This is a genomic window from Ruminococcus sp. 8Y-12 (assembly GCF_058119865.1).
The window spans coordinates 3,144,839-3,158,763 of sequence record NZ_CM176623.1 but is presented as its reverse complement, the minus strand read 5'-3'; the positions used below and the strand labels follow the sequence as shown (position 1 = coordinate 3,158,763).

Below are 13,925 nucleotides of genomic sequence, written 5' to 3'. Positions count from 1 at the left end.
TTTACGGAAACATGGGCACCAGGCAAAGTCCCATGCTCTCCTCAAGCCCAAACATCAGGTTCATATTCTGGACAGCCTGCCCTGCTGCCCCCTTGACCAGATTATCCATAGCCCCCATCATGATCACACGGTTGGTTCTGGGATCAATCTTAAAGTTGACATCCACGTAATTGCTGCCTTCCACCCATTTTGTCTGGGGACATGCATCCCCCTCCAGCACGCGGACAAATTTTTCGCTCTGATAGTACTTTTCATAAGCTGCCCTCACCTCCTCACAGGAAACCTCCCTGCGCAGAGACGCATAGGCCGTTACAAGGATTCCCCTGTTCATGGGAACCAGATGGGGGGTAAAGTTGAGAACTACCTTCTCCCCGGCCGCGTAGCTTAACTGTTCTTCAATCTCCGGGGTGTGCCTGTGGCTTGCCACGCCGTAAGCTTTGATGTTCTCGTTAACCTCACAGTAAAGATTATCCACCTTGGCTCCCCTTCCAGCTCCGGAGGTTCCGGATTTGGCATCTATGATAAGAGTGGACGGATCAATAATCCCCTCCTTCAGCAAAGGATAGACCGCCAGGGTACTGCAGGTGGGATAGCAGCCGGGATTGGCCACAAGTCTCGCTTTTTTTACGAGCTCCCTGTTTATCTCACAGAGACCATAAACCGCTTCCCCGATAAACTGGGAGGATTTGTGTTCGATTTTGTACCACTCCTCATAAATCTTTACATCCTTGATTCGAAAATCAGCACTCAGATCTACGATCTTTGTCTGGGAGAGGATCTCTTCACTGACTAAGGAAGCACAGAGTCCCTGGGGTGTGGCGGTAAAAATCACGTCCGCCTGCTTTGCCAGCTTCTCCATATCATCGTCCAGACACCGCGCGTCCACGATCTGAAACATATTCTGAAAGACCTCATAATACTTTTTGTCTATGTAGCTTCTGGAGCCATACCAGACGATCTCTGCCTCCGGATGTCCCATCAGCAATCTCACCAGTTCCCCCCCGGCATAGCCGGTGGCTCCGATAATACCAACTTTTATCATGAATATACAACTCCTTCCGGTTTTTCATAGGTAAAAACACTATTGTTTCTAATATATAATAAGAATCTTTCAAAGTAAAGTGCTTTCCCTATTTTTTCTATTCATTTAGATTGCATAATTATACATCTAATATGTATAATATGCAAGCCCTATTTTTTATCAATGCACTTATTCCCCCGCTTTTCTTCATTATATGTGTGTATTCAAGAATGTTTTTAAAATAGTGCTTGCATATTTATGATCAATGATGTATAGTAATGAATAGCGTAAATACATATCTATTTTTAGGAGGAACGAACCATGAAAGAAAAAGTAATTCTGGCATATTCAGGCGGCCTGGATACCACTGCCATCATACCCTGGTTAAAAGAAAATTTTGATTATGAAGTCATCTGCTGCTGCATTGACTGCGGACAGGGAAATGAACTGGACGGTCTTGAGGAGAGAGCACAACTCTCAGGCGCTTCTAAATTATATATTGAAAATATCATCGATGAGTTCTGCGATGACTATATCATGCCCTGCGTAAAGGCAGGTGCTGTATATGAGAACAAATACCTGCTGGGAACCTCCATGGCCCGCCCCGTCATCGCCAAGAGACTGGTTGAAATTGCCCGCAAGGAAGGTGCAACCGCCATCTGCCACGGCGCAACCGGAAAAGGAAATGACCAGATCCGCTTTGAGCTGGGCATCAAAGCCCTTGCACCGGATTTAAAAATCATTGCTCCATGGAGAATGACAGATGTGTGGACCATGCAGTCCAGAGAGGATGAGATCGAGTACTGCCGCCAGCATGGCATTGACCTGCCTTTTTCCGCTGACTCCAGCTACAGCCGTGACCGCAATCTGTGGCATATCAGTCATGAGGGACTGGAACTTGAGGACCCTGCCAATGAGCCCAGCTATGACCACCTTCTGGTTCTGGGCGTCTCCCCCGAGAAAGCTCCGGAGGAAGGCGAGTATGTGACCATGACCTTTGAAAAAGGTGTTCCCACAAGTATCAACGGAGAAAAGATGAAAGTTTCCGACATTATCACTAAACTCAATGAGCTGGGCGGAAAACACGGTGTGGGCATTGTAGATATCGTAGAAAACCGTGTGGTAGGCATGAAATCCCGCGGTGTGTATGAGACTCCGGGCGGAACCATTTTGATGGAAGCTCATGCGCAGCTTGAGGAGCTGGTACTGGACCGCGCTACCATGGAAGTGAAGAAAGACCTTGGCAATAGATTTGCACAGATTGTATACGAGGGCAAATGGTTTACTCCGCTTAGGGAGTCCATCCAGGCTTTCATGGATGTGACCCAGGAGTATGTAACCGGAGAGGTGAAGTTCAAGCTCTACAAAGGCAATATTATCAAAGCCGGAACTACTTCTCCTTACAGCCTGTACAGCGAGTCCCTGGCAAGTTTCACCACCGGTGATCTGTATGACCACCACGATGCAAGCGGATTCATCACCCTGTTCGGACTTCCCTTAAAAGTCCGCGCCATGAAGATGGCTGAAGTTGAAAAAAATCAGTAGTATTTAAGAAAAAGACCGGCCGGGAGATTCTCTCCGGCCGGTCTTTATTTCACTTTAATTCCAAAACAACCTGTTCACGGAATGAACAGTAACATTCGTTACTCCGCCGCTGTACCGCCCTCTGTGGCAGCCTCCGTAACAGCTTCGGTGGGGGCTTCTGTGGCAGCTTCCGTCTCTGAACTGCTCTCCGTGGCAGCTTCTGTGCCGCCTTCTGTAACAGCCTCCGTCTCAGCCGTTGAACCATCCTCTGATTCCGCTGCGGACATATTGTTCATATAATTGTCCAGAGCCGCAGTGTCCACGCTGTAGGTCTTTCCTGATGCATTTGCGGTATTTGCGGCCTGATGGTAAACGGAAAATCCAATCCACCCCACCAGGGCGATGCCTACGACAGCTCCTCCGATTTTCATCAGCAGTGTCTGACGTTTCTCCTTTTTCAGGATCTTTTCTCTGTTGCGTTTTTCCTCTTTATAGCGGTCAACTTTTTCCTGACTCATGACTCTATTCACTCCTTGTTTTAATTTCTTTTGTTATTATACAACATAAACGTGAACTTTGCATGATTTTTTTACAATTTCTACATTTTTTCTCAGGCAACTACAATAATTCCGCCGTCGTTGGCGTACATACTGCTGATTCCTGCTGTATCCAGTATAATTACGTTCTTCAAATTCAGCCGCTTTAGCAATGCCTCCTTCAGCATCTGGGCTCGCTCCAGGCAATTGCAGTGAGAGATAGCTAAAATCCGCTCCTCCGGGTGGTCCACCTTCTCTACAATATAGTCTGCCATCTTGACCATTGCCTTGTTCATACCCCTGGCCTGATCCAGCTGTACAATGACCCCCTCGTTGGTAGCACTCATAACCGGCTTGATCTTCAGTGCTGTGGCCACGAACGCCTTCACCTTGCTCAGACGCCCGTTTTTGCGCAGGGTGTCCAGATTTTCCAGCACAAACCAAGTGGTCTGTTCCGCTATGTAGGCCTCCACAGCCTCCACAGTCTCCTCAAATTCCAGACCTGCCTCCTCGCACTCCTGAATTTTCATCCCGATCAGTGTCTCTCCCACAGATGCGGAACGGGAGTTAAACACATACACTTTGGCATCTGGATGCTTTTCCATAAACAGATTGCGCCCCAGCATAGCGCTGTTGTAGGAACCACTCAGCTCTGCGGACAGAGTTACCGCGTAGACATGGTCTGCACCGCAGTCAAAGGACTTCATATAGGCCTCAGGGGAAGGGCAGGATGACTTGGGGCAGTTGGGGCTGGCCGCTACCTTAGCCAAAAAATCTGCCTGGTCAAATGTTTCATCATCTACGATCGTATATTCGTCTATCTGCATTGTAAGTGATGCCGTCTCAAAATGACCGCTAGCCCTCATCTCCTCCGTCAATTCTCCGCAACTATCAATTACAACCTTAAAACTCATGAAACATTCCTCCGTTTTCTCACTTTAATTGTAACTGTTCAGTACCTTCACAGTTACCTTCAATTTCATATATCTGCCTCTTCACCGATTATACCCGCAATTTAGCAGCTTTATCTTCCGATTTTTCAAACTCCTATATGTAGTTTCAAATACTACATAAAATAATAACACATATATTTTACTTTGCAAAGGGGGTAAAATAAGTTATATTATAAATATATTAAACTTACCGCATCGGGGAGGAAATTATGACATCATTTCAAATCTTAGATATCAAGGGATTTATGTCCCGGTTACTGTTAAAAGACACCTTTGACCATTTTCTCACAGTGGAGGCGGACATCACCACATTTGCCTCCTTTTCCATTGACGGCCGTTTGAAAAAGGATTATTTTACCCAAGAGGAGCTGGAGGCGTCCGGCGGGCCTCAGGCGCCATTTGCCTTTTGGAGCCAGGTCCGCCCATTTTGCCTGGACCTGATCAAGGGAAAGCGCACCCCTCTGGGATTTAAGATCGTCTTTGCCCTGTCCCCGTCCAATACAGAAAAGCTCCTCAGCCAGTCTGCGGCCTCCCTGAATCTAAGTGACGTGGAAGGCCTCTTCCTAAACTTAAGGTACGACGGGCAGCGTCTTTCCTGTATCACCGGGACCTCTTTAAACCTCTTTACCCTTGATAAATCCCTGGAGCGCACCTGGGATGAGATGGTGGAAAAATTCTTTAAGAAAATAGAAATTCCCTTTGAACACTAATGTTCAGAGGGAATTTCATTTTTATCTTGCGTAACTGTTCAGTACATGCACAAACCTGCTGAATAGTTACTATTTTGCAATCATTGCCAGGATCTCATTGCTTCTGGTGATAAATTTGGTCATCTCATCCGGTGAGAGCTGCTTGTGGCTCAGCATGGCCAGATCATAGAGCTGCTCGCAGATCACAGGAACATTCTCTGACTCCTTGTTCTGACAGATGTACTGTACCAGCTGGTTGTTGGCGTTGAGCACCAGAGTCTGATCTCCGCCGAACATAGTGGGGTCCATTCCTGGCATACCGTACATCTTCATCATATCCTGCATACGCCTGCTCTCCTCAGAGAGGATCATCACGGAGGAGATATTCTCATTCTTCAGCTTCTCTACCTTCACTTCCAGCTTCTCTTTTCCAAGGGCTTTGCGGAACACCTCTGTCAAAGTCTCTTTTGTTTCCTTCAAATCCTCCTCGGAAACGTCCTCTTTTAAGCTATCGGTCACATCCGCATCAATGCGCATAAATTTTACGTCCTCATGCTTCTGCTCCACATGGCTGATAAAAGCAGAGTCGATATTGTGCTTCAGGATGACCGCATCCATTCCGTGTTCCTTAAACATATTGATGTACTGGCTCTGCTGAACTTCATCGGTCACATAAAAGAGTGTTGTTTTCTCTTTCTCTTCAGCGTCTGAAGACTGGTCTGTCTCTTCCTTTGCCGTATCCTCTTTTGCATTCTCTTCTTTTACGGCCTCTGTTTCATTGGCATCCTCTTTCTTATTCTCAGCCACAAAGTCCGTGAAAGTCAAGTACTTGCCGTCCAGGTTTTTGTAGAGGATATAGTCCATCATCTTGTCGCTGAATTTGGAATCCTTCAGACAGCCGAACTTGATAAACGGGCTGATGTCGTCCCAGTATTTCTCATAGTTTTCCCTGTCTGTCTTGCACATTCCGGACAGCTTGTCAGCCACCTTTTTGCTTATATAGTCAGAGATTTTCTTTACAAATCCGTCGTTCTGGAGTGCACTTCTGGACACATTCAGAGGCAGGTCCGGACAGTCGATTACCCCTTTTAAGAGCATTAGAAACTCCGGAATCACTTCTTTGATATTGTCCGCGATAAACACCTGGTTATTGTACAGCTTGATGGTTCCCTCAATGGAATCGTACTCTGTATTGATTTTCGGGAAATACAGGATTCCTTTTAAGTTAAACGGGTAATCCATATTCAGGTGAATCCAGAACAGAGGCTCCTTGTAATCCATAAATACCTTGCGGTAAAAGGCCCGGTACTCCTCATCCGTGCACTCATTGGGATGCTTTGTCCACAGGGGAGCAATATCGCTGATGGATGCAGGGCGCTTATTTATTTTTACCATATCTCTGGCGGGAGAGACCTCTACCATCTCTTTCTCACCATTTTCGTTCTCCTGCTCCTCTGTCTTCGCCTCCTCATGGATGCGCTCAACCACCACGTCATCCTCTGTCAGCTCGTTCTCCTCAATGGTCTCATACTGCTGTTCTGCATCCGCGTTGGAGAGGAAGATCTCAATGGGCATAAAGGAGCAGTATTTTTCCAGCACTTCGCGCATGCGGTACTCATTGGCAAATTCCACGCTCTCCTCATTCAGAAAGAGGGTGATTTCTGTTCCCACTTCTGTCCTGCCGCCCTCTGCCAAGGTGTACTCTGTGCCTCCGTCACACTCCCAGTGTACTGGTTTTGCCCCTTCTTTGTAGGCAAGGGTGTCAATGTGCACTTCATCTGCAACCATAAAAGCAGAGTAGAATCCCAGACCAAAATGTCCGATCATCTCATCGTCATTAGTCTTGTCCTTGTATTTCTCCAGAAAATCGGTGGCTCCGGAAAAGGCAATCTGGGTAATGTACTCCTCCACCTCATCCGCATCCATTCCAAGGCCGGAATCAATAAACTTCAGGGTCTTTTCCTTGGGGCTGACCACCACCTCTACCTTTGCCTTATACTTCTCCGGAAGGGTATACTCTCCCATCACATCCAGTTTCTTCAGCTTAGTGATCGCGTCACATCCGTTGGACACCAACTCCCTGGCAAAGATGTCATGGTCGGAATACAACCATTTTTTTATAATCGGGAAAATATTCTCACTGTTAATGGATAAGCTTCCTGTCTTACTGCTCATTTGCAAACACTCCTTTGTATTTTTTTCTTGATATCTAAAATGTAGTTTAATACGCCTGGTGCAAAATGTCAAGAGAAAATTAGCACTCGTTTCAGTCGAGTGCTAACAATCTGTATTTTTACATTTTCCCCTTCCCCTGAGCTCCTTTTTCTTTTATACTGGTACCGTGAATAAGATGTAATCGTAAGAATCTATCTAACAGGAGAAAAACATGGAAGCTGTAGAGCAAAAAAAATATGCCGGCATAACCGGCAGTACCCTAAAAATAATTGCAATTGTCACAATGTTCATTGACCATATCGGGGCAGCTGTCCTGGAATATGCCCTGCGAAATTCCCAGCCCCTAAACGCCAACCCCGGATTGTGGGACCAGGTCTATCTGGCTGACCAGATCATTCGCCAGATCGGACGCCTGGCCTTTCCCATCTTTTGCTTTCTTCTGGTGGAAGGCTTTCTTCACACCAGCAATGTCAAAAAGTATGCGCTGCGTCTTGCCCTCTTTGCGCTGGTCTCTGAGGTTCCCTTTGACCTGGCTGTCTTTGGGACACTCTTTGACCCTAAACACCAGAATGTATTTTTCACCCTTCTGATCGGTCTTTTGGTCATGATTGCTGCTGACCGCTTCCGGGAAAAAGTCTGGGTCCAGGTAGTAATCTATGCAGCCGGCATGGCCGCAGGTCTTCTGCTTCAAACGGACTACGGCTACAAGGGGGTTCTGCTGATCATTATACTGTATATTTTCCGCTATGAGCGCAAGACACAGGCGCTGGCAGGAGCGCTCACCATCTCCTGGGAGTTGACGGCGCCCCTGGCTTTTCTGCCCATCCTGGCCTACAACGGAAAACGCGGGCTTTCGATGCGCTACTTTTTCTACTGGTTTTATCCCGTGCACCTGCTGATTCTCTGCGCACTCAGGCCTTTCTTCATGCAGCTCTTTTAAGCCTCCACCACCAGAAATCTGCCATCCGGCAGCGCAAACACCTCAGACGCATCTGCCAGTTCGTCATCCGACAGCTCAGATGCGTCCATACCGCTCTCCTCGAAATACTCTCTCACTTCCTCCAGAGACTCCACAACCACTGCCATACAGTCCTCCAGAAACTCCTCTGCCTCCTTGGGCGTATCCGCCACCTTTTCGTCAAACAACTGCAGCTGGTCGTTTAAAAATACTTCTAAATATTCCCTTTTGTACATCCCTGTTCCTCCTACTGTTCATCCAATACTTTTTTCATCACTTTTAATACACCGTCATGGATGTTGGCCTGGGCAATATGCTTTGCCGCTTCCTTTACTGCCTGCTGGGCATTTGCCACCGCATAGCTCTCTCCAGCTGCCCGCATCATTCCGATATCATTCATATTGTCCCCAAAAACCATGGTTTCTTCCGGACGTATGCGAAGAGATTTCTGGATGGTACGTATGGCATTTCCCTTATCCGCGTCCCGGTCCATAAAATCCAGCCATATTTCCCCAGCCACTGCCACATTTAGACGGTCCCGGTACTTTTCAATCAGTCCGTGGGCCAGCTGCCTGATGTTCTCTTTTTTGTAAATGGAACATTTGATATATTCCACCGGCTCCTTTAATAGGTCCTCCACCAGATTGACCTTGTTGTGGTACCCGTTTACTAAAAGCTCCATAAGTTCCTCTGTATAGCTCTCCAGGTAAGATTCCCCCTGTCTGGAGGACAACACCAGGTAGCAATCCGCCATTCCCCGCACTTCCTCCACCAGTTCACAGAGAACCTCTCTCTCCATCAGGGAAGCATGCATCTCATATCCACGACAGATAATATTTGATCCATTGTCTGCAATAAAAATCATATCATTTGCTACTGGGTCAAACAGATGTCGGATACTGGCATACTGTCTGCCGCTGGCTGCCGCAAAGATTACGTCTTTTTCTTTCAGTCCCCGGATCACCTGGAATATCTCCGGGTTTAAGGCATCGCTGCCCTCCACCAGAAGAGTTCCGTCAATATCAGAAGCTATCAGTTTAATCATATTTTCCCTCCAGTATCTCTTTAAGCAAATCCTCCACCAGATCTGTCTCATATCTGCACATTTTCCGGATGCCTTCCTTGCCCGACTTCATGGCCACACTGCTGCCCACGCTTTCCAGCATCTCCCGGTCATTGTAATTGTCCCCAACAGCCAGCATTTCCTCCCTGCCTATCCCCAGTTCCAGTCCCAGTACCCGGATGGCGCTTCCCTTATGTACTCCCTCAGGCACCACATCGATCCAGGCGTTTCCGGAGGTAACCACATTGGCCGCTCCCTGAAACCGCTCCTGCCAGTAGGAAAGTGCTCGCTCCACCCCCTCCTTTTCATAGATAGCAATTTTAAGGTAGGGTTCCGGGGTGGCAAAGATATCCTGCACCACTGTCACATTATTTTTCACTACATTTATCATGTGATCTGCATAGGAGCTGTCCTTTGGCTGGATATAGCAGGTGTCTGTTCCGGACAGAAGAGCCTCAGCGCCCTCCTTCTCCATGATCGCCCGCAAAATCTGCTGTCCCAGCCTCCTGGGGATTTCGTGGCGAAAAAGGGTTTTTTCCTGGTATTTTACCAGCGCGCCATTCTCACAGATGTAAGCAATCTCATCCTCCACAGGCTCAAAGAGCCTTCGAAGATTTGGATACTGCCTGCCGCTGGCTGCCACAAAGAGCCTTCCCTGTTTCCTCAATTTCAGGATCAGATCTGACGTCTCAGGGCGCAGTTCCTGGGCCCCATTCAGAAGAAGCGTCCCATCTAAATCGCACGCAATCAGCTTAATCATCCGACAATGCCTCCATTTCCTCCTCCTCAGAGTCCAAAGTCCACTCTGATTTTAGTTCATCCGATTCCAGGATAAATCTCCAAATCTCCTGTGGGGAATGGACAATTACGCTGGCCTGATTATCTTCCAGTTCTTTTCGGTCACGGAACCCCCACAGCACCCCCACGGTAAACATCCCTGCTGCCCTTCCAGTCTGCATATCCGTATTGGTATCCCCGATATAGAGACATTCACTGGGGCTTACCCCAAACCTTGCGGCCACGCTCATGGCCCCGGCGGGGTCCGGCTTTCTCGGAATACCTTCCTTCTGCCCCTGTATATAGTCAAAGCAGCCATCTCCAAATATGCGCTCCACCACATTCACTGCCTGAGCATGCGGCTTGTTGGAGAGCACAGCGGTTCTCACCCCTGCCCCCTTTAGTTTTTCCAGAAGAGTGCGTATTCCCGGATAAGGCTCCACATGGTACATGCAGTGTTCCCCAAAATACGTTCGGTACAGAGCGTACATCCGCTCAAAATAATGACACTGGTCATCCCCGGCGGCCTCAAGGCACCGCCTCACCAGTTCCCTGGCTCCATCCCCGGCGAAATAGCGGAAAGCTTCTGCGGGCTGTTTGGGCAGTCCCAGCTCTTTCAATGCCAGATTAGCACTGTAAGCCATGGATTCCACCGTGTCCGCAAGAGTTCCATCCAGGTCAAAAATACAAAGTCTGTACATACAATACCTCATTTCCTGTCACTCTAATTGATACGGGACTAGAATACCATGATTTTCCGTGAAAGACAAGGGAGCCATTTTGAATTTGCCCCGGCCGCATAAAGATGATATAATCAGAACACACAACTTTTATGTCAGGAGGTCTCTGATATGCCGCTGTTTCATCAGGCTCTCACAGATTTTATTTTTGTAGAGGATATACCAAAGCACTCAGATATCATCTTTATCCCCGGAGGTTCCTGTGGGGAGATTGCCGAAAACGCTGCTGTCCTGTATCACAGAGGACTCGCCCCCCGGATACTGGTATCCGGTAAATACAGCATCCTCACCGGACACTTTGACGGCCCTGCCTCACCGAAAGAATACATTGGCTCCTCTTTTTCGGATGAATGTGCCTTCTTAACCCGGGTTTTAACAGATCACCAGGTACCCTTGGAGGCTATTTTACAAGAACGACAGGCTTCCTATACCTATGAAAATGCCATTTACTCCAGAAGGCTTACGGACCAGATGTGCATTGATGTGCAAACTGCCATCCTATCCTGTCAGGCCTACCATGCCAGGCGCTGCCTGCTTTACTACCAGCTCCTCTATCCGGATACCCGTTTTTTCGTTTGTCCGGCTGTCACCAGGGGTATTACACGGAGCAATTGGTATAAAAATCCCGAATACATTGATCTTGTGCTCGGTGAGGTAGAGCGCTGTGGAAGTCAGTTCCATCAAATCTTAAAAAATACACTTTAGAAGGGAGATACCATATGAAACGCAAAGCACTGAGAGCCGCCCTTCCGGTAACCATTCCCGTTATGGCCGGTTATCTCTTTTTGGGACTTGGGTTTGGCATTCTGCTTGAGAGCAAGGGATTCTCATTTCTCTGGGCTTTCTTTATGGCTGTGATTGTCTACGCCGGTTCCATGCAGTACGTTGCCATCGACCTCCTCTCCGGAGGTGCAACACTCATAGCAACCGCTGTAATGACAGTTATGCTTCAGATCCGCCACCTCTTTTACGGCCTGTCACTGATAGACAGGTACAGAGATATGGGGCACAAGAAACCGCTAATGATTTTTGAGCTGACAGATGAGACGTATTCTCTGGTGGCATCCTCCACTCCTCCCAGCGATGTAGATGAAGGCTGGTTTTATTTTTTTATCTCTGTCTTAGACCACCTGTATTGGATCACAGGCTGTACTCTGGGCGGTATATTCGGTTCCGTGGTATCCTTCAACACTAAGGGCGTGGACTTTGTAATGACCGCTCTCTTTCTTGTCATATTTACAGACCAATGGCTGAGTACCAAAGACCATGCCGCCGCCATGATCGGTGTGGTGTGCTCAGTAATCTGCCTGATCCTGTTTGGTGCAGACAATTTTATTCTTCCAGCTATGATCTCAATCCTTGTGATTCTGACCATATTCCGGAATAAACTGGAAAAGGGAGGTGAAATCCATGAGAATTCCTGACAGCCGCGCGTTAATTATGGTTTTAATTATGGCAGGCATCACATTTTTTATCCGCGCGCTGCCATTTCTTCTCTTTCCGGGTAATAAAAAAACGCCGTCCTACATACTCTATTTAGGCAAAGTGCTGCCTTACGCCATTATCGGCATGCTGGTGGTTTACTGTTTCAAAGCGGTATCCCTGATCCGGGCGCCCTTTGGACTTCCGGAACTGATCGCTGGGGTTGCTGTCGTAGTTTTACATGTGTGGAAACGCAATACCCTGATCAGCATCGGCAGTGGAACACTGCTCTATATGTTCCTGGTGCAGGCAATCTTTCGGTAATTTACCCCTTTTCTTTTTTCAGAAAAAGTATTACAATAGGTCTAACCACCATATGAAAGGAGCAAAAATATGGCAAAGAAGTTTGGGAAATTCTTAGTGGGCACTGCACTCGTCGGTGCGGCAGTGGCAGGAGGAATCGCTTATTTCAATAATAAATATAAAAAAGAAGAGGAATCCTGGGATGACGATTTTGACGAATTCCATGATGACTTTGACGAGGATCTGGATGAGGATGAGGAAAAGCCTTCCTCAAGAGAATACGTGACTATCCCCACCGAGCCGGTGAAGGAAGCCGCCAAGGAGTCTGCACAGACTGTGAAGGACACCGCCGAGGATGTCAAAGACGCTGCCAAGTCTGTGGCAGAGAATGTGGCGGATGCTGTTTCCGAGACCGCACAGCGGGTGGCAGAGAATATGGAAGAGAACTAAACATGGTAAATGAATGAGGGGCTGTTGCAAACAAGAATATTTTTTCTATGGGAGCAATGGCTCCGTTTCTGTACTTTAAAGCTATCCCTTTTATTTCATAAAAAGAGTGAGCGTACATTCTGTATTACTCACTCTTTCGGTATAACCTATACGTATTGTCAGTGCTTCAAAGGCCTTAAAAATTATTTTACTTTAAGTTTTACTTTCCGTGGAAGATATCCCTTTTTCTGTACTCTTACCTTTATGATCGTTCTTTTTGGAAGTCTCGCGGCCAGCTTAAATACCTTCTTTCCTTTTTTATTCAAGGCTGCCAAAACAGTAATGCTTTTTACTCTCTTTTTCCCCTTTTTTAAAAGCTTTTTACTTAATGAAATCTTTATTTTGCTCTTCTTTATCGTTTTAACCGTTATTTTTTTTGAATTTCCGCTTCTAATGTTACAGCAGCAGTATCCGTAAGATCAACTGCATAGTCTTCATTCAATGCATCCAAATTACCGATCCAGACACCATTGATCACCGGCGTATCAGAGACAGGCTGCAGATATATTCTTTTACAAGCCTTTGCTCTCTCCTTGGAAATCTTCCTGCTGGAAAATCCATTCTTGAAAACTGTGATTTCCTTCCATTCATCCCCAATTATTTCTGCAAGTCCGTCCACTCCGGTAATGGTCATATTTGTCCCATCAGATACCTGAACACCTTCCGCCAACTTATAGTCAGAGGTATACTCTTTTGGATTCCCTTTATTTTCATAGATTGCCAGCGTTGTTGCTTTCGTAGGAGTATTATATACGCTTACCTGCAGTTCATCCCACTCACAAATGAAACCACAGTCCGAAAGACTTGAAGCGCTTCCTGTATTTGAATAATCATTCCATTTATATTGACCTGCATAGCTCGTATTACGGGCAGTGATTCCCAGATATCCCTCTCCCCCGGAAAATCCATCATCCGGCTGCCCTGGCGCCCAGTTGGTGTACTGAAAGTCTTCTCCTGTTACCCATAGCCATTCATCTATATTGCGATAATATTGCCCGCCTATCCAATAATATTCCAGTCTGCTTGAAAGCAGCCCACTCACAAACTTCTGCTCCTCCTCGGAAGATATCACAACCAAATGTCCTCCCAGATTCTCGCAATATTCTTCTGCCTCCGTCCATGTTATTCCTTCTTCAAATACTTCATACGTGCTCCCATTAAATGTAACCGTATCCGCGTACACTGTTTCTGAAAACAATAGGACCCCTGCAAAAATACAGAAAGATCCACAAAGTGCTAAAATATTACTTTTTTTACTCAATCTAACTCCTCCCT

Annotated in this window: 16 protein-coding genes; 7 read left to right on the top strand and 9 right to left on the bottom strand. The window is 46.9% G+C overall.

From position 1 onward, the window contains the following. Window position 1: 1 nt before the first annotated feature. Window positions 2-1,042 carry an N-acetyl-gamma-glutamyl-phosphate reductase gene (argC, locus tag AC0THY_RS12185; RefSeq protein WP_489990873.1) on the bottom strand — a complete coding sequence of 347 codons (1,041 nt, stop codon included), beginning with the start codon at window positions 1,040-1,042 and terminating at the stop codon, window positions 2-4. A 300-nt stretch (window positions 1,043-1,342) separates the two neighbouring features. Between argC and AC0THY_RS12180 the strand changes: the two genes are divergently transcribed. Then, window positions 1,343-2,566 carry an argininosuccinate synthase gene (locus AC0THY_RS12180; RefSeq protein WP_489990872.1) on the top strand — a complete coding sequence of 408 codons (1,224 nt, stop codon included), beginning with the start codon at window positions 1,343-1,345 and terminating at the stop codon, window positions 2,564-2,566. 98 nt (window positions 2,567-2,664) lie between these two features. Here the strand turns inward: AC0THY_RS12180 and AC0THY_RS12175 are convergent, their stop codons facing one another. Beyond that, a complete protein-coding gene (locus tag AC0THY_RS12175) occupies window positions 2,665-3,063 on the bottom strand; it encodes a hypothetical protein (protein ID WP_489990871.1) in 399 nt (132 codons plus the stop codon). 92 nt (window positions 3,064-3,155) lie between these two features. Next, a complete protein-coding gene (locus tag AC0THY_RS12170) occupies window positions 3,156-3,995 on the bottom strand; it encodes a DegV family protein (RefSeq protein ID WP_489990870.1) in 840 nt (279 codons plus the stop codon). Between the two features lie 248 nt (window positions 3,996-4,243). On the opposite strand from AC0THY_RS12170, the gene AC0THY_RS12165 reads away from it, so the two are divergent. Continuing rightward, window positions 4,244-4,744, top strand: coding sequence for a DUF5721 family protein (locus AC0THY_RS12165; RefSeq protein ID WP_489990869.1), 501 nt, complete (start codon window positions 4,244-4,246; stop codon window positions 4,742-4,744). 69 nt (window positions 4,745-4,813) lie between these two features. Here the strand turns inward: AC0THY_RS12165 and htpG are convergent, their stop codons facing one another. Then, a complete protein-coding gene (gene htpG, locus AC0THY_RS12160) occupies window positions 4,814-6,898 on the bottom strand; it encodes a molecular chaperone HtpG (RefSeq protein ID WP_489990868.1) in 2,085 nt (694 codons plus the stop codon). A 211-nt stretch (window positions 6,899-7,109) separates the two neighbouring features. Here htpG and AC0THY_RS12155 point away from each other — a divergent pair, with 211 nt between their 5' ends. After that, window positions 7,110-7,838: a TraX family protein gene (locus AC0THY_RS12155; RefSeq protein WP_489990867.1), complete on the top strand. Its 729-nt coding sequence runs from the start codon at window positions 7,110-7,112 to the stop codon at window positions 7,836-7,838. Here AC0THY_RS12155 and AC0THY_RS12150 read toward each other — a convergent pair. Genes AC0THY_RS12150 through AC0THY_RS12135 form a run of 4 tightly spaced genes read right to left on the bottom strand, consistent with a single transcriptional unit; the run spans window position 7,835 to window position 10,397 of the window. After that, on the bottom strand, window positions 7,835-8,092 hold the full coding sequence (locus AC0THY_RS12150) for a glyoxalase (protein ID WP_489990866.1): 258 nt from the start codon (window positions 8,090-8,092) through the stop codon (window positions 7,835-7,837). The two genes, AC0THY_RS12155 and AC0THY_RS12150, sit on opposite strands and share 4 nt — an antisense overlap. Window positions 8,093-8,103: 11 nt before the next feature. Beyond that, window positions 8,104-8,901: a Cof-type HAD-IIB family hydrolase gene (locus AC0THY_RS12145; protein WP_489990865.1), complete on the bottom strand. Its 798-nt coding sequence runs from the start codon at window positions 8,899-8,901 to the stop codon at window positions 8,104-8,106. Beyond that, entirely contained in the window at window positions 8,894-9,679 is a 786-nt protein-coding gene (locus tag AC0THY_RS12140; RefSeq protein WP_489990864.1) for an HAD family hydrolase, read from the bottom strand. The genes AC0THY_RS12145 and AC0THY_RS12140 overlap by 8 nt, the downstream gene beginning before the upstream one ends. Next, window positions 9,672-10,397, bottom strand: coding sequence for an HAD family hydrolase (locus AC0THY_RS12135; RefSeq protein WP_489990863.1), 726 nt, complete (start codon window positions 10,395-10,397; stop codon window positions 9,672-9,674). The genes AC0THY_RS12140 and AC0THY_RS12135 overlap by 8 nt, the downstream gene beginning before the upstream one ends. A gap of 150 nt (window positions 10,398-10,547) precedes the next feature. Here AC0THY_RS12135 and AC0THY_RS12130 point away from each other — a divergent pair, with 150 nt between their 5' ends. The 4 genes from AC0THY_RS12130 (at window position 10,548) to AC0THY_RS12115 (ending at window position 12,611) form a co-directional block, all read left to right on the top strand. Further along, the gene (locus AC0THY_RS12130) at window positions 10,548-11,141 is read left to right on the top strand and encodes a YdcF family protein (RefSeq protein ID WP_489990862.1); all 594 of its coding nucleotides are present in this window, start codon (window positions 10,548-10,550) and stop codon (window positions 11,139-11,141) included. Window positions 11,142-11,155: 14 nt separating this feature from the next. Further along, complete coding sequence (locus tag AC0THY_RS12125; protein WP_489990861.1) at window positions 11,156-11,860, top strand: AzlC family ABC transporter permease; 705 nt, start codon at window positions 11,156-11,158, stop codon at window positions 11,858-11,860. Next, on the top strand, window positions 11,847-12,182 hold the full coding sequence (locus AC0THY_RS12120; RefSeq protein WP_489990860.1) for a branched-chain amino acid transporter permease: 336 nt from the start codon (window positions 11,847-11,849) through the stop codon (window positions 12,180-12,182). The genes AC0THY_RS12125 and AC0THY_RS12120 overlap by 14 nt, the downstream gene beginning before the upstream one ends. 69 nt (window positions 12,183-12,251) lie before the next feature. Beyond that, a complete protein-coding gene (locus tag AC0THY_RS12115) occupies window positions 12,252-12,611 on the top strand; it encodes a hypothetical protein (protein ID WP_489990859.1) in 360 nt (119 codons plus the stop codon). 406 nt (window positions 12,612-13,017) lie between these two features. On the opposite strand, the gene AC0THY_RS12110 is transcribed toward AC0THY_RS12115, so the two are convergent. Further along, window positions 13,018-13,911, bottom strand: coding sequence for a C-type lectin domain-containing protein (locus AC0THY_RS12110; RefSeq protein ID WP_489990858.1), 894 nt, complete (start codon window positions 13,909-13,911; stop codon window positions 13,018-13,020). Window positions 13,912-13,925 lie beyond the last annotated feature (14 nt).